The organism is uncultured Nonlabens sp., assembly GCF_947495285.1.
In the GTDB taxonomy this organism is placed as follows: Bacteria; Bacteroidota; Bacteroidia; order Flavobacteriales; family Flavobacteriaceae; genus Nonlabens.
Genome location: NZ_CANLXZ010000023.1, coordinates 1 through 24,408, shown reverse-complemented (window position 1 = coordinate 24,408; position 24,408 = coordinate 1). Strand labels below are relative to the sequence as shown.

At 37.0% G+C, this 24,408-nt stretch carries 28 protein-coding genes; 21 read left to right on the top strand and 7 right to left on the bottom strand.

The window, feature by feature from the left end; genetic code table 11:
- The first annotated feature begins 82 nt into the window (after nucleotides 1-82).
- From Q0838_RS10305 to Q0838_RS10270, 9 genes are all read left to right on the top strand, one after another.
- Nucleotides 83-370: a four helix bundle protein gene (locus Q0838_RS10305; protein ID WP_298954471.1), complete on the top strand. Its 288-nt coding sequence runs from the start codon at nucleotides 83-85 to the stop codon at nucleotides 368-370.
- A 120-nt stretch (nucleotides 371-490) separates the two neighbouring features.
- A complete protein-coding gene (paaD, locus tag Q0838_RS10300) occupies nucleotides 491-988 on the top strand; it encodes a 1,2-phenylacetyl-CoA epoxidase subunit PaaD (RefSeq protein ID WP_298954467.1) in 498 nt (165 codons plus the stop codon).
- 110 nt (nucleotides 989-1,098) lie between these two features.
- The gene (locus Q0838_RS10295; RefSeq protein WP_298954465.1) at nucleotides 1,099-1,881 is read left to right on the top strand and encodes an enoyl-CoA hydratase-related protein; all 783 of its coding nucleotides are present in this window, start codon (nucleotides 1,099-1,101) and stop codon (nucleotides 1,879-1,881) included.
- Between the two features lie 73 nt (nucleotides 1,882-1,954).
- Nucleotides 1,955-2,278, top strand: coding sequence for a four helix bundle protein (locus tag Q0838_RS10290; RefSeq protein ID WP_298954538.1), 324 nt, complete (start codon nucleotides 1,955-1,957; stop codon nucleotides 2,276-2,278).
- Nucleotides 2,279-2,321: 43 nt separating this feature from the next.
- The gene (locus Q0838_RS10285) at nucleotides 2,322-3,536 is read left to right on the top strand and encodes a 3-hydroxyacyl-CoA dehydrogenase NAD-binding domain-containing protein (RefSeq protein WP_298954462.1); all 1,215 of its coding nucleotides are present in this window, start codon (nucleotides 2,322-2,324) and stop codon (nucleotides 3,534-3,536) included.
- The gene (locus Q0838_RS10280; RefSeq protein WP_298954459.1) at nucleotides 3,536-4,063 is read left to right on the top strand and encodes a DUF1697 domain-containing protein; all 528 of its coding nucleotides are present in this window, start codon (nucleotides 3,536-3,538) and stop codon (nucleotides 4,061-4,063) included. The genes Q0838_RS10285 and Q0838_RS10280 overlap by 1 nt, the downstream gene beginning before the upstream one ends.
- A gap of 4 nt (nucleotides 4,064-4,067) precedes the next feature.
- Nucleotides 4,068-4,472, top strand: coding sequence for a PaaI family thioesterase (locus Q0838_RS10275; protein ID WP_298954456.1), 405 nt, complete (start codon nucleotides 4,068-4,070; stop codon nucleotides 4,470-4,472).
- Between the two features lie 141 nt (nucleotides 4,473-4,613).
- Complete coding sequence (locus tag Q0838_RS14390) at nucleotides 4,614-4,706, top strand: four helix bundle protein (protein WP_366942035.1); 93 nt, start codon at nucleotides 4,614-4,616, stop codon at nucleotides 4,704-4,706.
- A gap of 252 nt (nucleotides 4,707-4,958) precedes the next feature.
- Entirely contained in the window at nucleotides 4,959-6,170 is a 1,212-nt protein-coding gene (locus Q0838_RS10270) for an acetyl-CoA C-acyltransferase (protein WP_298954453.1), read from the top strand.
- A 109-nt stretch (nucleotides 6,171-6,279) separates the two neighbouring features.
- Here Q0838_RS10270 and Q0838_RS10265 read toward each other — a convergent pair whose 3' ends face one another.
- From Q0838_RS10265 to Q0838_RS10250, 4 genes are all read right to left on the bottom strand, one after another.
- Nucleotides 6,280-7,104 carry a hypothetical protein gene (locus Q0838_RS10265; RefSeq protein ID WP_298954451.1) on the bottom strand — a complete coding sequence of 275 codons (825 nt, stop codon included), beginning with the start codon at nucleotides 7,102-7,104 and terminating at the stop codon, nucleotides 6,280-6,282.
- Between the two features lie 18 nt (nucleotides 7,105-7,122).
- The gene (locus Q0838_RS10260; protein ID WP_298954447.1) at nucleotides 7,123-7,914 is read right to left on the bottom strand and encodes a hypothetical protein; all 792 of its coding nucleotides are present in this window, start codon (nucleotides 7,912-7,914) and stop codon (nucleotides 7,123-7,125) included.
- Nucleotides 7,914-8,402, bottom strand: a complete 489-nt coding sequence (locus tag Q0838_RS10255; protein WP_298954444.1) for a hypothetical protein — start codon at nucleotides 8,400-8,402, stop codon at nucleotides 7,914-7,916. The genes Q0838_RS10260 and Q0838_RS10255 overlap by 1 nt, the downstream gene beginning before the upstream one ends.
- A gap of 83 nt (nucleotides 8,403-8,485) precedes the next feature.
- Nucleotides 8,486-8,734 carry a hypothetical protein gene (locus Q0838_RS10250; protein WP_298954441.1) on the bottom strand — a complete coding sequence of 83 codons (249 nt, stop codon included), beginning with the start codon at nucleotides 8,732-8,734 and terminating at the stop codon, nucleotides 8,486-8,488.
- Between the two features lie 310 nt (nucleotides 8,735-9,044).
- Between Q0838_RS10250 and paaZ the strand changes: the two genes are divergently transcribed.
- The 12 genes from paaZ to Q0838_RS10190 all read left to right on the top strand — a co-directional run bounded on the left by paaZ (nucleotide 9,045) and on the right by Q0838_RS10190 (nucleotide 22,389).
- Complete coding sequence (paaZ, locus tag Q0838_RS10245) at nucleotides 9,045-11,609, top strand: phenylacetic acid degradation bifunctional protein PaaZ (RefSeq protein ID WP_298954536.1); 2,565 nt, start codon at nucleotides 9,045-9,047, stop codon at nucleotides 11,607-11,609.
- Nucleotides 11,610-11,666: 57 nt separating this feature from the next.
- Nucleotides 11,667-11,996: a GIY-YIG nuclease family protein gene (locus tag Q0838_RS10240; protein ID WP_298954439.1), complete on the top strand. Its 330-nt coding sequence runs from the start codon at nucleotides 11,667-11,669 to the stop codon at nucleotides 11,994-11,996.
- Nucleotides 11,997-12,104: 108 nt separating this feature from the next.
- Nucleotides 12,105-12,857: an enoyl-CoA hydratase/isomerase family protein gene (locus Q0838_RS10235; protein WP_298954438.1), complete on the top strand. Its 753-nt coding sequence runs from the start codon at nucleotides 12,105-12,107 to the stop codon at nucleotides 12,855-12,857.
- Between the two features lie 74 nt (nucleotides 12,858-12,931).
- Entirely contained in the window at nucleotides 12,932-13,306 is a 375-nt protein-coding gene (locus Q0838_RS10230; RefSeq protein WP_298954436.1) for a four helix bundle protein, read from the top strand.
- A gap of 47 nt (nucleotides 13,307-13,353) precedes the next feature.
- Nucleotides 13,354-13,950 carry a transferase hexapeptide repeat family protein gene (locus tag Q0838_RS10225; protein ID WP_298954433.1) on the top strand — a complete coding sequence of 199 codons (597 nt, stop codon included), beginning with the start codon at nucleotides 13,354-13,356 and terminating at the stop codon, nucleotides 13,948-13,950.
- 100 nt (nucleotides 13,951-14,050) lie between these two features.
- Nucleotides 14,051-15,352, top strand: coding sequence for a dihydrolipoamide acetyltransferase family protein (locus Q0838_RS10220; protein WP_298954430.1), 1,302 nt, complete (start codon nucleotides 14,051-14,053; stop codon nucleotides 15,350-15,352).
- 47 nt (nucleotides 15,353-15,399) lie between these two features.
- Nucleotides 15,400-15,717: a GIY-YIG nuclease family protein gene (locus Q0838_RS10215; RefSeq protein WP_298954427.1), complete on the top strand. Its 318-nt coding sequence runs from the start codon at nucleotides 15,400-15,402 to the stop codon at nucleotides 15,715-15,717.
- Between the two features lie 193 nt (nucleotides 15,718-15,910).
- A complete protein-coding gene (locus Q0838_RS10210) occupies nucleotides 15,911-18,034 on the top strand; it encodes a thiamine pyrophosphate-dependent enzyme (protein ID WP_298954424.1) in 2,124 nt (707 codons plus the stop codon).
- Between the two features lie 23 nt (nucleotides 18,035-18,057).
- Complete coding sequence (locus Q0838_RS10205) at nucleotides 18,058-18,459, top strand: hypothetical protein (protein ID WP_298954421.1); 402 nt, start codon at nucleotides 18,058-18,060, stop codon at nucleotides 18,457-18,459.
- Nucleotides 18,460-18,470: 11 nt separating this feature from the next.
- On the top strand, nucleotides 18,471-18,881 hold the full coding sequence (locus Q0838_RS10200) for an OsmC family protein (RefSeq protein ID WP_298954418.1): 411 nt from the start codon (nucleotides 18,471-18,473) through the stop codon (nucleotides 18,879-18,881).
- A gap of 93 nt (nucleotides 18,882-18,974) precedes the next feature.
- Nucleotides 18,975-20,012 (top strand): hypothetical protein, encoded by a 1,038-nt coding sequence (locus tag Q0838_RS10195; RefSeq protein ID WP_298954415.1) that lies wholly within the window; start codon nucleotides 18,975-18,977, stop codon nucleotides 20,010-20,012.
- Entirely contained in the window at nucleotides 19,987-22,389 is a 2,403-nt protein-coding gene (locus Q0838_RS10190; RefSeq protein WP_298954413.1) for a hypothetical protein, read from the top strand. The genes Q0838_RS10195 and Q0838_RS10190 overlap by 26 nt, the downstream gene beginning before the upstream one ends.
- Nucleotides 22,390-22,456: 67 nt before the next feature.
- On the opposite strand, the gene Q0838_RS10185 is transcribed toward Q0838_RS10190, so the two are convergent.
- The 3 genes from Q0838_RS10185 to Q0838_RS10175 form a co-directional block, all read right to left on the bottom strand.
- Nucleotides 22,457-22,987 carry a DUF4136 domain-containing protein gene (locus Q0838_RS10185; RefSeq protein ID WP_298954410.1) on the bottom strand — a complete coding sequence of 177 codons (531 nt, stop codon included), beginning with the start codon at nucleotides 22,985-22,987 and terminating at the stop codon, nucleotides 22,457-22,459.
- 196 nt (nucleotides 22,988-23,183) lie between these two features.
- Nucleotides 23,184-23,549 (bottom strand): hypothetical protein, encoded by a 366-nt coding sequence (locus Q0838_RS10180; protein ID WP_298954406.1) that lies wholly within the window; start codon nucleotides 23,547-23,549, stop codon nucleotides 23,184-23,186.
- A 546-nt stretch (nucleotides 23,550-24,095) separates the two neighbouring features.
- Nucleotides 24,096-24,257, bottom strand: coding sequence for a DUF5522 domain-containing protein (locus Q0838_RS10175; RefSeq protein WP_298954403.1), 162 nt, complete (start codon nucleotides 24,255-24,257; stop codon nucleotides 24,096-24,098).
- Nucleotides 24,258-24,408 lie beyond the last annotated feature (151 nt).

Sequence of the window (24,408 nt, the reverse complement as noted above, 5' to 3'; positions counted from 1 at the left end):
GAACTCGAATTATTTAGAGAGATATCCAATATCGATTAATGAATATTGAATATTGAATATCGAAATTTAAAAATGAGAATTTATGAAATTTGATTTAGAAAGTCGTTTGATTCAATTCTCGGTTGATATTATAAAAGTAGCAGACCATTCAATGAATAACAGTTATTCCTCAAATCATTTGTGTAAGCAATTGATAAGAAGTTCCACGACCGCAGCATTAAATTACGGCAAAGCACAAAGTGCGGAGTCACACAAAGATTTTCTTCATAAAATGAAAATCGCATTAAAAGAATTAAAAGAGTCGATGATGAACCTTAAAATTCAAAAAGGAGCTTCACTTATTAAGAATAAAACTGAAGTAGAAAACTAATTGATGAGAATAATCAGTTGATTTCAATATTTGTTGCGAGTATTAAAACATCAAAAGCTAAAAATTCCTAATTCAAAAATTTCAGTATTCGTTAATCCTTAATCAATATATGCTATTCTTATGATCCAAGACTATATCATACCTCAAGACCTTCAAAATATCTTAGAATCTGTTAAGGATCCTGAAATACCAGTACTTAACGTGGTAGACTTAGGAGTTATTAGAGAAGTTATAGTAGAAGGAAAAGAGATTACTATAAAATTGACACCTACCTACAGCGGCTGTCCAGCGATGGATGTAATAGGTGATGATCTAGAACGAGCATTTGCAGCTCATGGTTATTCTACAACTATTCAATTGATAATGAGTCCGCCGTGGACGACAGATTGGATTACAGAGCGTGGTCGCAAAGCGCTTGAGGAATATGGTATTGCCGCACCACTAGAAGAAACTGCCGATAAAGACGTTTTGTTGAACGATAAGAGACTCGTAAAATGCACCAATTGTGGCTCGCAAAACACAAAGTTAGTCAGTCAATTTGGTTCTACGGCTTGCAAGGCGATGTTTCAATGTGAGGATTGTCTAGAGCCGTTTGATTATTTTAAGTGTTTGAAGTAATCTCGCTTTCGCGAAAGCGTAACAACCACTATCTTTATAATCAACTTTAAAAAAATAAACCCTTTAATCAGATTAAGTCTCTGATTAGGGTTAAAACATAATAAAATTATATGTCAGATTCTATCCTATTGCAAGTCGATAATGGTGTTGCAACTATAACTTTAAATAGACCACAAGTATTCAATTCTTTTAATCGCGAGATGGCATTTGCTATGCAAGATACACTAGATAAATGTTCTTCAAATGATGAGGTGAGAGCCGTGATGATAGTGGGCAATGGAAAAGCTTTCTGTGCTGGTCAGGATATTCAAGAAATTACAGATCCAGAATTGAACCCAGGTTTTAAAGCCATTCTAGACGATCATTATAATCCGATAGTTCTTAAAATAAGAAACCTTGAAAAGCCAGTTGTTGCTGCTGTTAATGGTGTTGCCGCTGGTGCAGGCGCAAATATTGCCCTATGTTGCGATGTAGTAATCGCAACAGAAAGTGCTGCTTTTATACAAGCGTTTTCTAAAATCGGTTTGATACCAGATAGTGCAGGTACTTTCTTTTTACCTAGATTAATAGGTTTTGGTAAAGCAAGTGCTGCCATGATGCTAGCCGATAAAATTACTGCACCAGAGGCTGAGCAAATGGGAATGATCTATAAAGTTGTTCCTGATACAGATTTTCTAACTACCGCGCAAAAAACAGCACAAAAATTAGCCGCATTACCTACAGTAGCTCTAGCTAATACTAAAAAAGCACTGAATCAATCCTATTACAACACGGTAGAAGAGCAATTAAATCTAGAATCTAAGCTACAAATAGAAAGTGCCTCTACAGAGGACTATGCCGAAGGTGTGGCTAGTTTTATGGAAAAACGCAAGCCTGTTTTTAAAGGGAAATAAATAAGATATAAGATAGTAGATTTTTGATTTAAATATTTGGAAATGAAAGCACAAGGATTTAGAAAACAGATTAATAGATGTTGCAGTGTCAATTATTAAAACCTGTAAGTATTTAGACAAAAGCTTTGCTTCAGAACATTTATCAAAACAATTAATACGCTCTTCAACTTCTGTAGCTTTAAACTATGGAGAAGCACGAGGAGGAGAATCAACAAGGGATTATCTTCATAAAATGAAAATATGTCTCAAGGAATTGAGAGAAAGTTATATTAATCTCAAAATCCAAAAAGGTGCAGGTTTAATAAGTAATATATTGGTATTAGAACAGTTGATTGATGAGAATAATCAATTGATTTCAATATTTGTAGTCAGTACCAAGAATACCAAGACTCGATAAATCAAAAATCAAGGTTCTAATTTTAGAATCTAAAATCATTTAGATGGAAAATCAAAAATCAAAAATCAAAAATCAGGAATCTCAAATTAGTCGAGTAGGAGTTATAGGAGCAGGAACAATGGGTAGTGGCATCGCTCAAGTAGCTGCCACGGCTGGCTGTCAGGTAAAGCTGTTTGATGTAAAACAGGAGCAACTAGATAAAGCGCAAGCGGCTCTAGAAAAGATAATGAACCGACTTATTGAAAAAGGTAGAATAGATGCAGCTGAGAAAAATCGCATTCAAGGCAATATTTCTTATGTAAGTACAGTAAAGGACCTAGCCGATTCTGACCTTACCATCGAGGCGATTATTGAAAATCTGGATATAAAGAAAAAACTATTTCAAGAACTAGAATCTCACGTCTCTGGCAGCTGTATTATAGCTTCTAACACCTCTAGTTTGAGTATAGCGAGTATTGCGGCATCACTCGATAAGCCAGAGCGCTGCATAGGAATTCACTTCTTTAACCCTGCGCCATTAATGAAACTTGTTGAGGTAATTCCTGCTGTACAAACTGCTCAAAGTGTGACCAACACTTGTGTAGCTACTATCGAGAATTGGAAAAAAGTGGTTGCCGTAGCAAAAGATACTCCTGGATTTATCGTGAATCGTGTGGCGCGTCCATTTTACAGTGAATCGTTGCGTATTTATGAAGAAGGAATGGCTAGTTTTGCCACTATAGATTATGCTTTAAAAGGACTTGGTTTTAAAATGGGGCCTTTTGAATTGATGGATTACATAGGTCATGATGTGAATTATGTGGTGACAGAAACGGTTTTTGCGGCCTTCTATTTTGACCCACGTTACAAGCCGTCGTTGACTCAAAAACGATTGATGGAAGCCGGCTGGCTAGGTCGCAAATCTGGTCGTGGTTTTTATGATTATGTAAATGTGGATAGTGAGCACGCTTTCGCGAAAGCGAACCCAGTAAAATCTCCTGAACTCATAAAAGAAATTCAAGATCGAGTACTCGCAATGCTTCTCAATGAGGCGGCAGATGCCTTATTTTTAAACATCGCAACGGCACAAGGAATAGATAGCGCGATGACCAAAGGTGTGAATTATCCAAAAGGACTGCTCGCCTGGGCAAACGAAAAAGGAATAGAATGGTGTGTAAACGCACTGGACGCGATGTATGATGTATATCGAGAAGATCGCTATAGATGCTCACCGTTATTGCGCAAGATGAAAGCTGCTGGAACTCAATTTTTAATGTAATGAGATATGTAACGCTATTGCGAGGCGTTAACGTAGGTGGTAAAAACAAGCTGCCTATGGCGTTGTTGCGTGATGCACTAGCTAAAACCTCTTTTTATGGAGTGACTACTTATATACAGTCTGGGAATATTATTTTTAGTAGTGATTTAGAAGTTGCTAATTGTGAATTGATTGTTGGTGAATTATTGAAATCAGAATTTGACTTGAATGTTCCTGTTATTTTGAAAAAACAATCTGATATTGAAGAAATAGTAAAAGAAAATCCTTTTAAATCGAAGACTTTAGAAAATTCAAAATTTATGAGTTTTGGCTTTTTAAGTGAGATTCCAGAACAAGATAAAGTTGAAGAGGTGATGTCATTCTCAACTGAATTAGAAACTTTTAAAATTGTAGATGATGTCATTTACTTTTATTGTGGTGTCGGCTTTGGTAAGACTAAAATGACTAACGCTTGGTTTGAAAAGAAACTCGGTGTGACATCTACCATGAGAAATTATAACACGACTCTTAAATTAATCGAACTTTAAAAAGATGATAGAAGGAAAAAAGATTCCAGCAAAAATGCTTTCACTCGATCCTTATTCTACTTGGTTAGGAATCGAGATTCTTTCTGTAGAAATTGGTTCTGTAAAGTTAGGAATGACCATAAGACCAGAGATGTTGAACAGTATGGGGAAAGCACATGGTGGGATTACTTACTCGCTAGCAGATACTGCTTTTGGTTTCTCGTCAAACACGCACGGTAAATTTGCCGTTTCTATAGAAACCAGCATCAATCACATTGAGGCACTGGAAGAAGGCGATTACATCACAGCAGAGTGCACTCTAGACAAAACCAAAACCAAAGTAGGTTTTAACATCGTTGAAGTGAAAAAAGGTGATGAACTTGTAGCGCTTTTTAAAGGAGTGGTTTATAGGACTAATAAGGATTGGTAACGAAGGTAGTTATGAGCTATTTGACATTAGGTATTAGATTCTTGCTATGTTATCTTTGACTAATGAAAAGTAACTATCATTTTAAATTTGAAGTTTTATTAGTTTATCAAAAAGCAATGGATTTTTGCCGAGGTTGTTGATATGATTACTAAAGATTTTCCAGCAAGAGAACTTTATGCTTTAAGCTCTCAATTTAGAAGAGCTATGGATTACATAGGTCTAAACATAGCTTAAGGCTACCCAGGTAGCGATGCTCAATTTATAAAACATATTAATCACTCGATTTATTCTGCTAACAAATGTGTTGTAGCTGGAACCAAAGCTTATCGTAGAGATGATATAACCTTTGAAACTAATGAATAAATAAGGAGTCAATTAATGTAGATCACTAAAATGCTTTCCAGTTTAAGAAATAAAATATAATCAAGAATGTAGGTTTAGTTTTTAAACTAATCCCGAATTACTAATACTTCATACCTTTTTTGCATGAAAAACACATACATCATAGACGGAGCAAGAACTCCCATAGGAAATTACAAAGGAACATTATCTACTATAAGACCAGATGACCTAGCCGCACACGTAATTAAAAGCGTAGTAGAAAGAAATCCTAATATCCCAACAGATGCTTATGCAGATGTGATAATGGGTTGTGCTAACCAGGCTGGAGAAGATAATCGCAATGTCGCTCGCATGGCTGGACTGCTTGCTGGTTTACCAGTTACAGTTCCTGGAGAAACGGTCAACAGATTATGTAGTTCTGGTTTAAGTGCCATAGTTCATGCGCACAGAGCAATACAAACCGATGATGGAGATGTGTTCATTGCTGGTGGAGTTGAGAACATGACTCGTGGGCCATTAGTCATAGCTAAACCAAGTAGTGCCTTTGGTACTGATTCTAAGATGTACGATTCTAGTTTTGGATGGAGATTTGTCAACCACAAAATGGCCGAAATGTACGGTGTAGATGGAATGGGAAACACAGCAGAGAATCTAGTAGAGAAATTTAGGATCTCTCGAGAAGATCAAGATATATTTGCAGCATGGTCACAAAACAAAGCGGCAGCAGCGCAACAGTCTGGTAGACTTGCTAAGGAAATTGTTGCTGTAGAAATACCACAACGTAAAAAAGATCCTATTATCTTCAAAGATGATGAGTTCATTAAACCAACTACTACAAAAGAAGTTCTTGCAAAACTGCGACCAGCTTTTAAAAAAGATGGAGGTTCTGTTACTGCAGGGAATTCCAGCGGTTTAAATGATGGTGCTGCAGCAACTATTATCGCTAGTGAAGATGCTGTTGAGAAATACAACTTAAAGCCTATCGCTAGAGTGGTAAGTAGTGCTGTAGTAGGAGTAGAGCCTCGCATTATGGGTATAGGTCCTGTTACAGCTAGTAATAAAGCACTAGAAAAAGCAGGTTTATCTTTAAAAGATATGGATGTTATAGAACTTAATGAAGCATTTGCATCGCAAGCGCTAGCCTGCACAAGAGCATGGGGACTTGCAGACGATGATGCCCGCATTAATCCTAATGGTGGATCTATCGCGATAGGTCATCCACTAGGTGTTACAGGAACTAGACTGGCTTATAGTGCTGCTTTAGAACTTCAATTAACTAATAAGAAATATGCCTTAATAACTATGTGTGTAGGAGTAGGACAAGGCTATGCGATGGTGATTGAGAGCGTTCAATAGTTAATCTCTGACATACTTTATACCAATACTCAGACTTTAATAGAGGAGAATAAAAAACCACTAGAGGAAAAAATTCCATCTAGTGGTTTTGTAATTTCATAGGATGGTTTTACAAAATTCTCTCTATGAAAAACGTGCTGGTCCCGCCATTAAAAAGGTAAACATTGTTTCCGTTACTTTTCCGACTGCGTTTACAACTTACACTTAAAATGGAGTTTTTTGTTAAAAATAATGTTTCTGAAAAAGATACAGAACCACGGTTAGAACTATTAGTATCCATTTCAGAACTTATATAGTGTGGACCGATTTCTGTTCCATTAACAACTAGACGAACTTCAACCTCAGATATTCCTGTACCTACTCCTTCCATGACTAGATTTACATTAATACGATAGCGTCCTGGTTCAGTTACCTTTAAGAAACGTCTGTTATCTGGATTCGTTCCAGCAGGAGCTAGTGACGATCGTACATATATCGTCGGTGCATCATTGAAATCTGGCGGTGTACTGGGAAGGCCAAAAATATCGGCCATTGTTCCTGCTGCAGCGTTTAGATTATTGTCTGTATGCCTATTAGAATTTGTAAATTGCGACATGGAACCTATTGTCGCATTAAGTCGTTGCCAGTTGGTAGCGGTCCAAAAATAGTAACCAGTTTGTAAAACTGGATTTGTATTATAGACCATAGTTCCTGGTGTAGTGTCCGCTGGTAGAGGATCAGTAAGTTCTAGACTTGCTAGCGGTATGCGTGGAAAAAGTACTCCAGCCGATCCTGAACCATCTAAGTCTTCTACATGAAGAATAGTTCCAGTAGCAGTTGTTTCTGTACCTATTCCTACTTGACTAATTGCTATAAAACAATTACATAAAAATAATGTAAAACATAAGGCTGATTTAGAAAAGTACCAGTTTTTATTAAATAATAGCATAAACATTTTGATAAGCTTTGTTATTTAAATTGTTTTTTGGATAAACATAGTAGAAGTTCCTGTAGATCTTAATCTCACCTCACCTGTATTGTTTCCTGCCGATCTCGCCGTTCTAACGGTTATTATTTCACCAGCATTGATTATCACAGACTGCGTGAAAGTAATGGACCCATTATCAAAATCGCCAGCGGCGTTAGTGATATTCATTTCTGTACTGCGATATAAAGGGCCTCTTGCGCCACCGTTTACAAAAATTCTAGCATCGATCTCTGCTCTACCTCTGTTTCGGTCAGGACCATAAGTTCCTCTTAGCGATAAAGAAACAGTGACTTGATATACTCCAGTATCCATAATTCTTACGCCTGTATTCCCATCAGTTTGGTACAAAACAGGATTGTCATTAAACTCTACAGCGCCTATAATTTGTACCGTCCTAACAGCACTTAAATTTTGGCCAGTTACCGCAACGGCTGGATTGACATATTTTACCATTTCTCCCACAGCGGCATTAAAGCGATCCCATACAAACCCATTCCAAAAATAATACCCTATCCCAGATGCAATATTTGTATTATAAACCAGTGTTCCTATTTCTATCCCTGCGGGAAGTGGAGCGGCTGTAGATAAATCAATAATGTTTGCTTGAGGTAGCAAGACACCTGTTGTACTTGAAGGGTCATTGATCTCTAGAAGAACACCAGTCCCAACAGTGTCAGTTCCTATGCCTACTTGACTAAAAGAATAACTTAAAACCAAAAGTAAAAAAGGAACTAGTCTTAAGTTAATCGATAAAAAAGGGGATTTTGAGCTTATCATTAATTTATTTTTATAAGATAAAAAGAACTAGGTCTTGAACCATTAAGTTCAACAGATGCATTACCAGTACTACTACTTTGATAGGATAATACACTTATAACATCGTCTTCATTAATTTCTATAACCTCTACAAAGCTTACTGCGCCATCGTCATCTTGTCCAGATGCCGTACCTTCCATTTCTGTGCTATGTTGAAATGCACCAGGGAATCTAACATTCCCGTACACATCTGTGATTTGTAGGCGTACTTCTACAATGTTATCATCTATTCCTGTACCGTCTTCTTGTGCCTCTAAACCCAGAGTAACTGCAACGCGATACCTACCTGCTGCATTTACTCTTATATTTTTAAAGTTGCCTTCTGGAGGTATGGGAGTAACTAGCTCGTATAAATTATCAGGATCGGCAAGTTGAGGGTTACCGAATAGTGGTATTTTAAAACCTACACTTATATCTTGATTAAGGTTTCCTGCAGCACCATCAGACACAGGATTTGTGTATAGTTGATCGACACTGATAAAAGGGTCTACGCGACGCCATGTAGGAACTGTGGGGTCCCACCATACATAACCTATGCAGAAGCTACATTTGTATTAAAAGTAAGAGTTCCTTCTGGTGTGGCAGCTGGAAATGGAGCTACAGTAGTTAAGTCTGCAATATTAGATCGTGTTAAGATAACTCCTTTTTGACCGCTGTAATCATCTACATGCAGGCTACTTCCATTAGCCGCATTAGTGTTTCCTATGCTAATTTGTGAGTGACAAAGTCCTGATGTGCAAAGTATAATAAACAGTATATGATATGTAGCTTTGATATTCATTCTATTAGACCTTTAAGACTGTTCACGAATATAAAACAATATAAACAAAGGGTATTTTTAAATACATTATAAATGTAATTAAACCGATTAAATAATTATTTTATCGTCAAAAAGCTTTTTCAATTGTTTTTAAACGAGTATAAGCACGCTATTCATCAAACATTTGTATTTTCTGTTTGCTTGATATATATCATTATTCGATGTCACTTTAACTAACAAGTGTTAGTCTATTCGCTTGCTTTTTGTATTTTCGTAGACATAATAAATGTTACGCTTTCGCGAAAGCGAGATCACAACCATCTATCAAGAAATTATGATCCTAGAAAGTTACATCAATGGCCAGTGGCAAGCTGGAGAAGAGAAGTCTACAAGGAATATGTATGATGCTATTACGGGCGACATTATAGGCCTTACAAGTACTGAAGGACTAGATATTCAATCTGCTCTTCAATATGGTCGCGATCATGGTAAGGTGTTGAGAGATATGACGTTCCAGCAACGTGGTAACATGATTAAAAAATTAGCACTTTATCTTAATAAAAGAAAAAAAGCGTTTTATGAGATCAGTTACAGAACTGGCGCGACTAGAGCAGATAGTTGGGTAGATATAGAAGGTGGTTTTGGAAATCTATTTGCAAATGCTAGTTTGAGAAAACTCTTTCCAGATCAGAGTTATGCCGTAGAAGGTGATCCTATAGATTTATCGCGTGGTGGTCGTTTTATGGCACATCACATTCTAGTACCTCGCAAAGGTGTCGCGGTCCATATTAACGCCTTTAATTTTCCAGTATGGGGAATGCTAGAAAAATGTGCGGTAAACTGGATGGCAGGTATGCCAGCAGTAGTATTGCCAGCACCGCAAACAGCCTTTTTAACAGAAGCTGTAGTACGTGAAATCATAAATTCAGGAATCCTTCCCGAGGGTTCTTTACAGCTCTTAAGTGGTCTTACTACAAGTATTCTTGATACAGTAAATTCACAAGATGTAGTCACCTTTACAGGTAGCGCGCACACAGGTAGAAAACTAAAAGCACATCCACGATTATTAGAAGAATCAGTTCCATTTACGATGGAGGCAGATTCATTAAACTCATCAGTTTTAGGACCAGACGCTGTTCCTGGGACTCCAGAGTTTGACATCTTTGTAAAAGAAGTACGTAAAGAGATGACCTCTAAAGCTGGACAAAAATGTACAGCGATTAGAAGAATTCTAGTGCCAGAAAATCTAATGGAAGATGTGCAAATCGCATTAGGTAAACAACTAGCAAGAACTGTGATAGGTGATCCATTACTCAAGGAAACGCGCATGGGTGCATTGATTAATAATGATCAAAAAGAGGTCACTCTATCCCAAATTAAAAAAATCGCAGCGACAGCAAATCTCGTTTACGGAAACTTAAATGAGGTAGAAATTCACGGTGACCGTGCTCAAAAAGGAGCGTTTATGTCACCTATTTTGATGCGAGAAGACCAGCCATTTAAAAACACCGCTGTTCATGAAGTAGAATGTTTTGGTCCGGTCAGTACGTTGATGCCGTATAAAAACCTAGATGAAGCAATAGAATTAGTTCATTTGGGTAAAGGCTCGCTAGTGAGTAGTGTAGTTACTGGAGATGACGCTTTCGCGAAAGCGTACACCATAAACGCCGCATCGTCACATGGGAGAATATTGACTTTAAATAGAGATAGCGCACCACAGTCCACAGGTCACGGCTCACCATTACCATTACTAGTTCACGGTGGTCCAGGACGCGCAGGTGGTGGCGAGGAAATGGGGGGATTACGCGGAATCAAACACTACATGCAGCGATGTGCAGTTCAAGGAAGCCCAACTTCGTTAACAGAAATCACCGGGATTTACCAGCCTAATGGTGCTTATAAAAAAGCAGAAAAGCATCCATTTGCTTATCATTATGAGGACATCAAACCTGGAATGAGTCTTGAAACTCATAAAAGAACGCTGACTGATACTGATGTACAGAATTTTGCAAATCTCACTTGGGATCATTTCTATGCCCATACAGATATTACTAGTCTAGAAGGAAGTATATTTAAGAAACGCACGGCTCACGGTTATTTTATCATCAGTGCCGCGGCAGGATTATTTGTGTATCCTAATAAAGGTCCAGTAAGTGCAAATTACGGTCTAGAAGAAATCCGTTTCTTAAGGCCATTATATCATAATGACACGATTTATGTGCGATTGACTTGTAAAGAAAAACGAGAAAGAGACGTCGCTGGTCGTGAGCATCCATCTGGAATTGTAAAATGGTATGTAGAAGTTTTTGATGCAGAGCCTGTAGATTATGAAAATGGTAAAACTGATGAAGAAGCAACAGCACTTGTAGCCGTTGCCACTATTCTTACCATGGTAGAGAAGAAACAAACGGTATTTCCAGAAATTACAGAAGGTTATATCAAATCTGCTTTATCAAAACTTACCGAAGATTCAAAACCACAATGGGGAACAATGACACCACAGCACATGGTAGAACATCTCGAGATGAGCTATAGAATTGCTAGTGGAGAGATTCAAGATTTTGATATTGCTACACCAGAGAAATATCTAGAAAAAGTAACGGCAACCTTGTGGAATTATGATAAAATGCCACAAAATCACAAAATGCCGCTCATGAAAGATGGCGAGCTAGAAGACTTAAAGCATGACAACCTAGAAACGGCAAAGCAACAACTACTAGAAGCTAGAAATGAATATTTAGATTTCTATAAAAAGAATCCTAAAGCAACGACTAAGAATGCTGTTTTTGGAGAATTAAGTAAGTATGAGTGGATTTTGTTGGAACGTAAGCATGTATATCACCATCTGACTCAGTTTGGGCTGATTGACAATCTTAGCCGCTATACATCAGATTGACGTTTAGAGTGTCAAGCCGTCGCAGGACGGCTTCGCTCAATATTAAACGAGAAGATTATGAAAACAATGTACACCTATATCATGGCTCATGTTAAAAATAAGCTGTTCTATGTAGGTGTGACTAACAGCATTAAACAACGAGTCTTTGACCATAAGAATGCTACTTTTGAAACTCATGTTGGTAAATTTAATATCAAGCAGTTAGTTTGGTTTGAAAAACATGACAACCCAACAGAAGCTATTAAGCGTGAGAAGCTTATTAAAAAATGGAAAAGAGAATACAAGATGAATTTGATCGAAAGTATAAATCCAGAATGGAATGATCTAGCTGCAGATTGGGATTTTACTGGATTTGTTACGAGTAAAGAACGATTTAAGAAAGATTGAGATAAACAATAAGTGAAGCCGTCCTGCGACGGCTTGACACTAAAAAGGTGTCGAGATAAATACTAACCGAAGCCGCTCTGCAGCGGCTTGACATAAAACACAAGCATTTTGACCAAGGAATACGTAAAAACAACAACAGAAAATCAAATACAAACCATAGAATTCTTCCATCCGGCGCACAACTCGTTGCCTGGAGATATTCTAGCACAACTGGCACAAGCTATTACAGATGCTGGTAATGATGACGCTACTAAGGTAATCATTCTTAAATCTGGTGGAGAACGTACTTTTTGTGCAGGAGCTAGCTTTAAAGAATTAATAGCTGTAAACGATGCAAAAACAGGAGAGATATTCTTCTCTGGATTTGCAAATGTGATTAATGCCATGCGCAAGTGTCCTAAATTTATACTAGGTCGTGTACAAGGTAAAACCGTCGGTGGTGGTGTAGGTATAGCTAGTGCGACGGACTATTGCTTTGCGACTAAATTTGCTAGTATTAAATTAAGCGAACTCAACATAGGAATAGGGCCATTTGTAGTAGGTCCTGCGGTAGAGCGCAAACTAGGATTAACAGGAATGAGCCAGATTGCGATTAACGCAAATGAATTCTATTCCCCACAATGGGCAAAAGATAATGGCCTTTTTGCTGAGGTTTATGAATCTACAGAAGAGATGGATGCAGGAATAAAAGCATTTGCCGAAAATCTTTGTACCTATAATCCAGACGCCATGGCCGAAATGAAAAAGATGTTCTGGACTGGTTGTGAAAACTGGGATCAGCTTCTTTTTGAAAGAGCAAAGATTTCAGGAAGACTTGTTTTGAGCGAGTTTACAAAGGAGACGTTGAAGAGATTTCGCTAGTATTGAGTCTTGAGCTGTGAGCCGTGGGTTAAGGATTGTTTAAATCAACTTTTAAAAGTTAAAAATTAAGATTTATGGAGTTTCAAAGTGCTTATCATTTCAGTTTTGAAAATCTAAAGGTTTATCAAAAAGCTGTTGATTTTGGAGAGACTATTAATCAACTTGTAGATAGGTTTCCTGAAAAGGAAATGTATCGCTTATCCTCACAATTTTGTCGTGCAGCAGATTCAATAGCTGCTAATATATCAGAAGGTTCAGGAAGCACAGATCCTAATTTTAATAGATACCTTAAAATGGCTTGGGACAGCAGTCATGAATGCGTTACTTGGAATACTAAAGCATTTCTGAGAAAGTATATTTCAAAAGAGGAATTTGAAAATAATCGAGCCGCGCTTTCTGAAATAGGTAAAATGATTTCTGGACTAAGAAGTAAATTAAAATTAAAATAATTGAACGCTAAGTGCGCACAGCTCACAGCTCAAAAACTCACAGCTCAATGATCTACTCCTTCAAATCCCACATTCCAGTAATTCACAAATCAAGCTTTGTCCATCCACAAGCGACCGTAATAGGTAATGTGATTATTGGTAAGAATTGTTATGTTGGGCCTAGTGCTGTGATACGCGGCGATTGGGGCGAGATAATCCTAGAAGATGGCGTTAATGTGCAAGAAAATTGTACCGTACACATGTTTCCTGGTAAAAGCATCACGCTTAAAGAAGGCGCACACGTAGGTCATGGAGCGATAATTCATGGTGCAAATTTAGGTCGCAATTGCATGATAGGAATGAATAGTGTCATTATGGATGACGCGACTATAGGAGACGATTGTATAGTAGGAGCGATGGCATTTGTAAAAGCCGAAGCTGTTTTTGAACCACGCAGTCTTATTGTAGGGAATCCTGCAAAAAAGATCAAAGAAGTCTCAGATCAAATGATTGCTTGGAAAACTGCTGGGACTAAATTGTACCAGCAACTACCTGCAGACTGTCACGAGACGATGAGGGAAGTAGAGCCGCTGCGTGAAATCCCTGAAAATAGACCAGTTCAAGAAGATTTTTATAAGACCTTTCAGGAAATGAAAAAGAAGTAAGAATTGTTTTTTGTTTCCGCTTTCGCGAAAGCGGAATTACAACAAACTTTTCACAACTAACAAGCGTTAGTTTTCTTATTTTTATGCCATGGCAAAGACTATGGATTTTACACTCCCCAAAATGGGAGAATCAATTACAGAAGGAACAATACTTAACTGGCTAGTTCAAGAAGGAGAAGCTTTTGAAGAAGGTGATATCCTTGTTGAAGTAGGAACGGATAAGGTAGATAATGAAGTGCCGGCACCAACGGCAGGGATAATGTCTAAGCACTTATACGCTAACGGTGATGTGGTAGAAATAGGTAGCGTGATTGCTCAATTTGAAGAGTCAGATGGGTCTGTAAAGACGGTTGCCTCTCCAAAATCTGACGATTCTAATAAGGTAGTTAAGAGTGAATCTTCTGTGAGTAAGCCGCCTAAGATGGTAAAAGCAAGTTCAAAAGCTACTGCGGTTTCTAATTCTTATGTAAATCAAGACCTATTTGTAAGCCCATTGATAGAATCTATGGCGCGCAAACACCATATTTCTTATGAAGAACTAGCTCGCATACCAGCAACTGGTCATGAAGGTAGATTGCGCAAGAGTGATGTGGTAAATTATATTAATGAAGGTAGGCCATTTCAATTTGCACAAGCAGTAAATAATGAACCAGATCCTACGGCATACCGCATACCGCAGTTAAAACTGGATAAAGGAACTGGTAAAATCATAGAAATGGATCGCATGCGTTCTATGATCGCAGATCATATGGTGTATTCTAAACATACCAGTCCGCACGTGACTGCTTATGTAGAGGCAGACCTTACCGATTTAGTGAACTGGCGTAATAAAAACAAAGGACCTTTTCAGGAAAAATACGGTGAGCGATTAACGTTTACACCTTTATTTGTAGATGCTGTTGCTAGAGCGATAAAAGAATATCCTAATATTAACGCTAGTGTAGACGGTAAAAACATTATCGTAAAGGAAAACATTAATGTAGGTATGGCGACAGCATTACCTTCAGGAAACTTAATTGTCCCGGTAGTAAAAAAAGCCGACCAGAAATCCCTACCAGAAATCGCAGCAGATGTAAATCGCATGGCAAACCTAGCACGTGAGAATAAATTAGGTGGTGAGGACATAAAAGGAGGAACGTTTACGATATCAAATGTGGGAACTTTTGGTTCACTAATGGGAACACCTATTATCAATCAGCCAGAGGTAGCTATTCTTGCAACAGGAATTATTAAAAAACGTGCTGAGGTCATGACCAAAGATGGCGTGGACAGGATTGAGATAAGAAGTATGATGATGTTGAGTTTGAGTTTTGACCATAGAGTAGTAGATGGGTTTTTAGGAGGTAGTTTTTTAAAGCAAGTGGCTTTGAATCTGGAGGCTGCACCTGATAAAGATTATTAATGAAATTGATTTTCCGCGCCAGACGCGGAAACTGCTAATTACGTCTAATGGCCAGTTACGAGCACAAGTATTACGTCTACTTACTTTCTAATAAGAAAGATGGCGTTTTATATGTAGGAATGACAGATGATATTAAACACAGAACAGGTCAACACAAAGAAGAAAAATATAAAAAAGCATTCTCTAAAAGATACCAGACTAAAAAACTGGTCTATTTTGAAGAATTTCAATGGGTTCAAGAGGCACAAGCTAGAGAGAAGAAGCTGAAGAAATGGAAGCGGCAATGGAAAATAGACCTTATAGAAAAGGATAATCCAGAATGGCTGGATCTTGCTGAAAGTTGGTGGGATGAGGAGAATTATTGATTGACATTGAGAAAGTATAATCAGATTCCGCATCAAGTGCGGAAATCCAGCCGCATCAAGTGCGGAAAGTTGTTTTTAAAGAGTATTGAGATAAGTATAGTCGGATTCCGTATCACGTGCGGAAAGTTGTTTTTAAAGAGTATTGAGATAAGTATAATCAGATTCCGCATCAAGTGCGGAAATTCAAGATATTATGAAAATAAGTAAAGAAATTTTAGAATTCGGATATAAAAACCTAACCACTGCCAAAGCTATGGCACAACTCTACGAGGAGAACTTTAAAACAGTTTCTAAGTATGTGCACGCCACAAGCCGTGGTCATGAGGTGATACAGACGGCTCTAGGAATGCAGTTGTTACCACAGGATTATGCTTTTCCATATTATCGTGATGACGCGATGTTACTTTCTATAGGGATGAAACCTTATGATTTAATGTTGCAGTTACTGGCTAAAAAAGATGATCCATTTTCTGGTGGACGTACCTATTACTCGCATCCATCATTAAAGGATGATGATAAGCCTAAAATCCCACATCAATCTAGTGCTACAGGAATGCAGGCTATTCCTGCTACTGGTGTAGCGTTAGCGATTAGTCTCCGCGAAAGCGGAGATCTCCTCACTGGAATTACAGACCTAACCGCAGAGCAGAAAGCTGCTTTCGGTGCAGGATCCTCAGAGATTCCCAGTCGAGCTGGGAATAGTGATTCCATTGTAATTTGCTCTCTAGGTGACGCGTCAGTCACAGAAGGTGAGATTGCTGAGGCTTTTCAAATGGCTGCTTTAAAGCAATTGCCTATTTTATATCTAGTGCAAGATAACGGTTGGGATATCAGCGCAAATGCTGCAGAGACTCGTGCACAAAATGCTGCCGAATATGCTGCAGGATTCCACGGTATAGAAGCTATTTCAATAGATGGGACCGATTTTGAAGAAAGTTACAACACTTTAAACGAGGTGATTGAGAAAATAAGAAAAGAGCGCAGGCCCTTTTTAGTCCATGCAAAAGTACCTTTATTGAATCACCACACGAGTGGTGTGCGCATGGAGTTTTATCGCGATGATTTAGAAGAGGCGAGAAGCCGTGATCCATATCCGCGTATGAGGCAGTTATTGCTCGATAATGGATTTAGTGAGCAAGAGGTGGATGGTTATGACGCTTTCGCGAAAGCGGAATCTAAAAAAGCACTAGAGCAAGCAATGACTATGCCCGATCCTGAGCCATCAGATTTATACACACACGATTTTGCACCAACGCCAATTACAGAAGAAAAAGGAGAGCGATCTCCAGAAGGTGCTGATAAAGTCGTAATGGTAGATTGCGCACTGTTTGCCATTGAAGAATTAATGAGGAAACATCCAGAATGCTTGTTATATGGGCAAGACGTAGGTGGTAGATTAGGTGGTGTTTTTAGAGAAGCGGCGACGCTGGCGCAAAAATTTGGCGATAATAGAGTTTTCAACACGCCTATTCAAGAAGCATTTATAGTAGGTAGTACGGTAGGAATGAGTGCTGCAGGTTTAAAACCTATAGTAGAGGTGCAATTTGCAGATTATATCTGGCCTGGATTGAATCAGCTGTTTACAGAGGTTTCTCGATCTAATTACTTAAGTAATGGAAAATGGCCTGTTTCTATGGTCTTGAGAGTGCCGATAGGAGCTTACGGTTCTGGTGGTCCTTACCATTCTAGTTCTATGGAAAGCGTGGTTTCTAATATAAGAGGTTTAAAGATTGCCTATCCATCAAATGGTGCCGATTTAAAAGGACTGATGAAAGCTGCTTATTATGATCCTAATCCGGTGGTGATTTTTGAGCATAAAGGATTGTATTGGTCTAAAGTAAAAGGAACTAAAGGAGCAACGAGTGTAGAACCTAGTGAGGACTATGTGTTGCCTTTTGGGAAAGCATGGGTACTACAAGAAATCTGGAAAAAAGAGGAAGAAGAAACCGTGAGTATTATCACTTATGGAATGGGCGTGCACTGGGCAATGAATGCTGCAGAAGAACTAGGTTTGCAGGATAGAGTAGAAGTAGTGGATTTAAGAACATTGCATCCGCTCGATTATGAGACGGTTTTTGCTAGTGTTAAGAAATGTGGAAAGTGTCTCGTCGTGACTGAAGAACCTAGTGATAATAGTTTCTCACGTGCCTTACAAGGTCGTATACAAGAGGAATGTTTTAAATACATCGACGCTCCGGTAATGGTCATAGGTTCTGAAAATATGCCAGCTATTCCATTAAATTCTGTTCTTGAACAAACTATGATTCCTAGTACTGAGAAGGTGAAAGTAAAGATTGAGGAAATTTTAAATTATTAATCAAGTTGATTAAGTTTCCATTAATGAACATATCTTTTGAAAGCTGGACAGAAGGTTTAGCTGAATACGAGACGGTTTTTCTGTCTGATCTAGAAGTTTGCTATTCAAAAAGAGAGCAACTCATTAATCAGAAATATGTAGATGGTAATGGTCATCTTTATGAAATAATTGATCATTACTTCAACGAGTCTAGTTGGAAAAAAATATTTAAAAATACTCTTTGCATTTATAAAGGAGAATTGATTTTGAAAAGAGACGTTGACAACTTAAACTTCGTAGAATTTAAAGAATCTATTAAAGTCAAAATAATGAAGTCTTTTGGCTTTAAACCAAATGATGAAAATTTTATAAAAATATTTAAGAGTATAGATTTCACTAGAAACTATAGTGATATTATTAAAATGGCCTGTGGCGGCAAACCCTAAATTATTAGAAAATGAAAGTACAAATAGAAAGAAAGAATACAGAATATCTACTAGAAGCAACAGGTGTTTCTGGAAATACCGTGATGATAGACCATAGCGGTATGGAAACCGTTCAAGGTGTGAGCCCGATGGAGTTACTTCTCATGGGTGTAGGTTCTTGTAGTGCGATAGATATTATCGCTATTCTTAAAAAACAACGTCAAGAAATTACGAGTTATAAGGTAGAGGTTACTGGAGAACGTTATGAACTGGATGATTCTAAGCCATTTAAATCTATGCATGTAACTGTATTATTAGAAGGTGATATTAATCCTGATAAAGCTCAGAAAGCCGCCGATTTAAGTTTTGAGAAATATTGCTCTGTTTCAAAGAGTTTTGATAAGTGTGTAGAGATTACTTATGAGATTAAAGTGAGTGCATAGATGTATTAAATTTGATCATTTTTAAATTTGTTAATTCTTTGATATTCAATTGATGTATATCATATATTTGTCGTTGTTTCTCAACATTATTTTATGCGCTATATTTTTTTAATATTATGCTCTGCTCTATTGCTTATATCTTGTAAAGAAGATGTAAAAACTAAGGGTAAAAATTATTCCTTTTACCACTGGAATACAAACTTTAAACCTACTAATAAAACTAACCAGCTCATCAAACACGGCGGTACCTATAAAGAGTATGTACGTTTCTTTGATCTCGTTGTAGATAAAAACGTAGATAAAGTTTATCCGGTCGCAACAGTGCAATTTGAAGAAGACACACGTTTCCTTGCTACTGAAATTGTACCTGTAATCTATATACGTAACGAGGTGTTTTTACATGAAGAAGGTCGTGATTATAATATTCAAAAACTAGCTTTAAACACGGCAGATAAAATAAAACGAATCCAGAACAAACACCTGACAGGTAAGGTAGCGATAAGAGAGATACAGATAGATTGTGACTGGACAGATAGTACAAGAAATCATTTTTTCTCGTTCTTAAAATCACTTAAAAGCCAAATGCCAGGCTACAGCATCAGTTCTACATTGAGGTTGCATCAGGTAAAATATAGGGAACGTACTGGTGTGCCGCCGGTAGACAAGGTTGTGTTAATGGCTTATAATGTGGGAGATCTAGGAAATGTAAAGGAGACCAATTCTATTTTAAGTAATGAGATTACCGCTCAATATTTAGAAAAATTAGATGAATATCCATTACCTTTTGACGTCGCGCTTCCTCTTTTTGAGTGGGGTGTTTTATATAGAAACGGAAAACTTAAAGGTTTATTAAGAGAGCTAACTCCTAGTATGTTGGGTTCTGCTTTTGCGAAAGCGGAAAAAGAAAACAGTTATACGGCAAAATCAGACTCTTACATAAATGGTATATTCATTTATAAAGGAGATCATTTAAGAGTAGAAACTATTACAAAAGATAAACTAGAAGAGCTGTCTACTATGATAAAGGAAGCAGCACCTTCTTATAGAGATTATCAAACTATTTATTACCATATTAATACTTCACTAACTTCAGAATTCTCTTATGATGATCTTTCGTCTTTTGCTAAGTAAATGGTGGTTACTGGTGTTACCGGTAGTTGCTTTTAGTAATACAATTAATAATAGAAATGGAGCTTTTTGCGGTTGGGATCCTGCGTGGGAGGATAATTATTACCCTATTGTAGATCAATTCTCGCTGGTTAGTCCAGATTTTCATGCATTTTTAAATTGTCCGAATTCGCCCTTTTGCGATACATCAGTAGGTAAGCAACCGTCACAAAATATAGCAGAATGGACAGATTACTTTAAAGGCGTTTTTACTGAAGAAGAACTCATAGATATTATTTATAAACGACCTGTAGGATGGTTTCTAGATCAAGAAGGGTTTGATTCTTATAACGACGAGATAGGTAACAAAATAAACAAGTCAGAAAATCTATTTTTTAAGAAATACCTTGCGCTTGCTAAGATCTCGCAACATACTTCTAGTGATATATCAAGCAGTAGTGGCTGGTATCAAGGAGAGCGTGATTATTATGGGGGTGATGCAGGACAGATCGATAAAAGAGAATTACTTTCTAAGGCGCTAGAGCTGGTCGCTAATGCTCCAGATGATTTTATGCGCAATCGTGCCGGTTTTCAAGCGGTAAAAATGGCGCATTATTTACAAGAAAGTGAGATGGCTATGAGGTATTTTAATACCATACTCAAAAAATCTACAACAGGTAATTATATATATTACCGCGCTATGGAAGAAATGGCTGGTGCAGCTTTTAATAATAACGATCAAGTCCTTGCAGCAGTTTCCTATCTAGAGGTCTATGATCAATTACCAGATAGAAGATATACGGCAGCAGTAAGTCTGAGGTTTTTAAACTGGGATCTCTTAGAAAACAGTTATGAATTTAAAAGGCTTAATAAGAATAATGATGTAAAAGGTTTTTTTAAAGCATTTCATGGTCGTGGTAATGTGTTGAGAGAAATGGAGAATATATCTAGAGATAATGTAAATTCTCCCTACCTAGATGTACTAGCAGTAAGATGGCTGGACCAGATGCAGTCAGAGGTTTTTGAGCATACTTCTAACTATTATGATGATGGTGATGATTCTGTTGATTCTGGTGCTGTAGCTTTGGGCTTCTTTACCGAAGATTTGTTGAAAAATAAAAACCTTAAGAATAGAGATTTATGGACTTTAATAAAAGCTACTACACAGCTTTATAATCAAGAGAATAATAAAGCACTTGCTACTTTAGAAAATCACAAAGCGGCAGTTGGGTTTAAAAAACATTTTAAGAGACTTAAAACAGCTATTACTTTTATGGCTATAAAATCGCTAGATAGACAGGCTATTAATCGAAGTTATGAAACTATAGCTAGGGATATAGATCTACATACTCACAAGCCTACAGTAGCAGCATTTTTTAATCACATAAGTGCTTTGTATAATGAAGCAGATAATCCTATAGTCAGTGTTCTTACTTCTATAAATTACGATTCTTATTCTAACGACAAAGAGTATAACTGGGCAGGAGTAGGTAAGACACACGGTTATAGTTGGGAATATGACTCAAAATATCATTATTTAAGAGAGGATTATATTAATAATTTTGATCTTTTTATAAGTAGTTCTCAGCCTACAGCTTTTGAAAAAACAATTTTAAAAAGAATGAAAGCGGTACCTAAGGATTATGTTCACGATTTAAGAGGTACTTATTTCATGAGAAAAGATTTACTAGAAAATGCTTTACTTGAGTTTAAACAAATAAAAACTCCCGAAGTTTTTTGGGAAAATGGCTTGCGTACAGAATTGTTCTCAGCATCTATTAAGGAATATATGAATATTCCATTCACATCCATGTCTAACGGTTTTCATGAAAACTATAGCGCTGTTCTAGGTGAGAATGTTGTAATAGAAAGAGAGGATATAGAACGAGAAAATTATAAGGATAATAAGATAAAACTAGTACAAAATTTAATTAAACTAAATCAACTAGCACAAACAGAGACCAATAAAACTGCAGATTATTACTACATGATAGGTAATGCCTGGTACAACATGAGTCATCAAGGTTGGTTTATGAATAATACCTACTATATAGGTAATAATAATCGTAACGAATTAGCAGGGTCTGATTATGGAGATGATGACGATGACGATGGTGAAAAGGATGATAGTTTTATCATATATCAAGCAAATGATTATCTCTTAAAAGGATTGCGAGTAGAAGATGGCTCTAGAGAAACTAAGGCTGCTATCTTATTTATGCTAGCCAAAACAAATAGCTGTGAAGATGGTCGTTATGACTATAATACAAATACGTACACCTTTAATATATGTGGAGAGCACAAGGATTATTTTAATCAATTAAATAATGAGTATTCAGACACGGAGTATTATCGAGAGGTCCTGGAGGAATGTTCTTGGTTTAAAAATTATGTGAATTAAACAGCAAAACCCCATTTCAATTTAATGAAAATGGGGTTTTTAGTAGATAGTCATTAATTATATTTTCTTAATTGTTAGGCATAGGTGGATACTGGGTTAAGATTTCTTTTACGATCTCGTTAGTTCTTTTCACCTTTTCTTTTGGAGTAGATTTAAGTGGTGCTGTACCAATACCTTGCCAGATAAGTTCCTTTTTTTTTGCATCGATTAAATCGATGTATAGAATACCTTCTGTTGTTCTGCTCACGTTATTTCTATTATTACCCCAGAAACCGCCGCCCCAGCCCCAACCAAAGCCCCAACCCCAGTTATTGTTATAAACGTCTACACGTTCCTTTGAATCGGTAAAAATACTTACCATAATATCAGGGTTTTCAGACTTTACAAAACCTTTGGCAGCCATTTCTGTGTCGATAGCCCTAAGGATACGTTTCTTGTCTAGCTCAGATATCTTAGCCTCGTCTATTCCTTTTTTAAAGAAAGCATAGGTCTTGTACTTATTGAATTCGGTTCCTATCGCATAATCTTGAGAAACACGCACCGTTTGACAGCTTACTAAAAGTGTAATTACTGCTAGAAGAGTTAATACTTTTTTCATTGCTTTTGTTTTTTTTTTGCTTTGGCGAAAGCGGAACCTAAAACCACTTTCTTAAAAACAGATTAATTATTATCGATTAATTCATCACTTATCATATATGGTATCCTGACTCGTAAAGCAGGATTTATTTTCCATAGCTCTTTCAATAGCAAAAATAGCGTTTTAATTGCGTGTCTAGTTTCTACCAGTCATACCGTTATTTACATATCAAAAAAAGCATAAAATCTAGCTTTTCTTCAGATTCCTTAATAATATCAAATACCATTCCAAAACCTTCATTAATTACCTCTACCCAGCTCACGCTACCGCCATTGTGTATAAAAATCCATGTTGCACCTTTAAAGCATTCATTTTTAAAGTTTTGTATGCCATGTTTACAGTAAATGGACTGCCTTCTTATTATGTATGAAGGTTCTCTATAAGGAAAGACTGTACTAGGTACATCGTGATGGTCAGGACCTAGAACTATAGGTCTTGTATCACCTGTCTCTGACGTCTTTATTATAGGCACGACCAATTTTGCAGGGTCTATATACATGACTCTGGCTTGTGAGCCTATCATTTAATTGTTTTCTTGTGCTCATTTTATCCATTTTATGCTATCCAGCATTTGCTGTTGGATCCATTCTGGAATGTCTTTTGATAATTACTATAATACCTGAGTCGTTATTTGATTAGTTTTCTTAAAATCTTCTGGAACATACAATGCACAAATTCGCTTAAAGAGTCTAATACCCTAATCATAAAATAAATGCTTCATAATGTCTTATAGATAATAAAGATACGTATACTAAGTGTCGGACTCTTTAATATCTGCATCTGCGCGACTAGATTTTAGTTGATAGGCATGAAACGATACATGTAAATACGAGGGTATTTTTCTTATTCTTTTTTAAATATAGGCAAGAGGATTTTATGATGCTTTAGGTTAAAATAACGTACTACATTGCGCAATGCTAGTTTCTCTTAATCAAATTCGATATTTTTTATGCTTAGGTGCATGATTTACATCGGTGTTGTAAACTTGCGTAACTGTTAGTTCTAAAGTAATTCTTGCTTTTATACTTTTCTTAATACTTGCTACAGAAATAGCTTCACTGATTAATTCTTAGTTTCGGCTATTTGTTTTTTTATCATATCCATATGGGCAGTGTCGGCAGCCGCTCTCACAGCAATACCCTCTTTTAAGATGGTATTGCTCTGTAAAACAGCGGTACCCTTCTGGTGTTAAGTAATAATCGCCTTCTTCTACGGGAATAATCTTCTTCATGCTATAAAAATACAACTCTTTCATAACTACTTAAAAGCAGATCTTCTGTTGCGTTAGTTAATTATACCAATATAGTGGTATTGAGCTAATGATTGCTGATAAACCAAAGAATAAAGGATCCAAAATTATTACTCGTGAGATGCATAATGCA

What these genes read in the sequence shown, in the direction of transcription:
- Q0838_RS10305 (WP_298954471.1), top strand. Translation starts at nt 83, where the DNA reads ATGAAATTTGATTTAGAAAGTCGTTTGATTCAATTCTCGGTTGATATT.
- paaD (WP_298954467.1), top strand. Translation starts at nt 491, where the DNA reads ATGATCCAAGACTATATCATACCTCAAGACCTTCAAAATATCTTAGAA.
- Q0838_RS10295 (WP_298954465.1), top strand. Translation starts at nt 1,099, where the DNA reads ATGTCAGATTCTATCCTATTGCAAGTCGATAATGGTGTTGCAACTATA.
- Q0838_RS10285 (WP_298954462.1), top strand. Translation starts at nt 2,322, where the DNA reads ATGGAAAATCAAAAATCAAAAATCAAAAATCAGGAATCTCAAATTAGT.
- Q0838_RS10280 (WP_298954459.1), top strand. Translation starts at nt 3,536, where the DNA reads ATGAGATATGTAACGCTATTGCGAGGCGTTAACGTAGGTGGTAAAAAC.
- Q0838_RS10275 (WP_298954456.1), top strand. Translation starts at nt 4,068, where the DNA reads ATGATAGAAGGAAAAAAGATTCCAGCAAAAATGCTTTCACTCGATCCT.
- Q0838_RS14390 (WP_366942035.1), top strand. Translation starts at nt 4,614, where the DNA reads ATGATTACTAAAGATTTTCCAGCAAGAGAACTTTATGCTTTAAGCTCT.
- Q0838_RS10270 (WP_298954453.1), top strand. Translation starts at nt 4,959, where the DNA reads ATGAAAAACACATACATCATAGACGGAGCAAGAACTCCCATAGGAAAT.
- Q0838_RS10265 (WP_298954451.1), bottom strand. Translation starts at nt 7,104, where the DNA reads ATGTTTATGCTATTATTTAATAAAAACTGGTACTTTTCTAAATCAGCC.
- Q0838_RS10260 (WP_298954447.1), bottom strand. Translation starts at nt 7,914, where the DNA reads ATGATAAGCTCAAAATCCCCTTTTTTATCGATTAACTTAAGACTAGTT.
- Q0838_RS10250 (WP_298954441.1), bottom strand. Translation starts at nt 8,734, where the DNA reads ATGAATATCAAAGCTACATATCATATACTGTTTATTATACTTTGCACA.
- Q0838_RS10240 (WP_298954439.1), top strand. Translation starts at nt 11,667, where the DNA reads ATGAAAACAATGTACACCTATATCATGGCTCATGTTAAAAATAAGCTG.
- Q0838_RS10230 (WP_298954436.1), top strand. Translation starts at nt 12,932, where the DNA reads ATGGAGTTTCAAAGTGCTTATCATTTCAGTTTTGAAAATCTAAAGGTT.
- Q0838_RS10225 (WP_298954433.1), top strand. Translation starts at nt 13,354, where the DNA reads ATGATCTACTCCTTCAAATCCCACATTCCAGTAATTCACAAATCAAGC.
- Q0838_RS10220 (WP_298954430.1), top strand. Translation starts at nt 14,051, where the DNA reads ATGGATTTTACACTCCCCAAAATGGGAGAATCAATTACAGAAGGAACA.
- Q0838_RS10215 (WP_298954427.1), top strand. Translation starts at nt 15,400, where the DNA reads ATGGCCAGTTACGAGCACAAGTATTACGTCTACTTACTTTCTAATAAG.
- Q0838_RS10210 (WP_298954424.1), top strand. Translation starts at nt 15,911, where the DNA reads ATGAAAATAAGTAAAGAAATTTTAGAATTCGGATATAAAAACCTAACC.
- Q0838_RS10205 (WP_298954421.1), top strand. Translation starts at nt 18,058, where the DNA reads ATGAACATATCTTTTGAAAGCTGGACAGAAGGTTTAGCTGAATACGAG.
- Q0838_RS10200 (WP_298954418.1), top strand. Translation starts at nt 18,471, where the DNA reads ATGAAAGTACAAATAGAAAGAAAGAATACAGAATATCTACTAGAAGCA.
- Q0838_RS10195 (WP_298954415.1), top strand. Translation starts at nt 18,975, where the DNA reads ATGCGCTATATTTTTTTAATATTATGCTCTGCTCTATTGCTTATATCT.
- Q0838_RS10190 (WP_298954413.1), top strand. Translation starts at nt 19,987, where the DNA reads ATGATCTTTCGTCTTTTGCTAAGTAAATGGTGGTTACTGGTGTTACCG.
- Q0838_RS10185 (WP_298954410.1), bottom strand. Translation starts at nt 22,987, where the DNA reads ATGAAAAAAGTATTAACTCTTCTAGCAGTAATTACACTTTTAGTAAGC.
- Q0838_RS10180 (WP_298954406.1), bottom strand. Translation starts at nt 23,549, where the DNA reads ATGATAGGCTCACAAGCCAGAGTCATGTATATAGACCCTGCAAAATTG.
- Q0838_RS10175 (WP_298954403.1), bottom strand. Translation starts at nt 24,257, where the DNA reads ATGAAGAAGATTATTCCCGTAGAAGAAGGCGATTATTACTTAACACCA.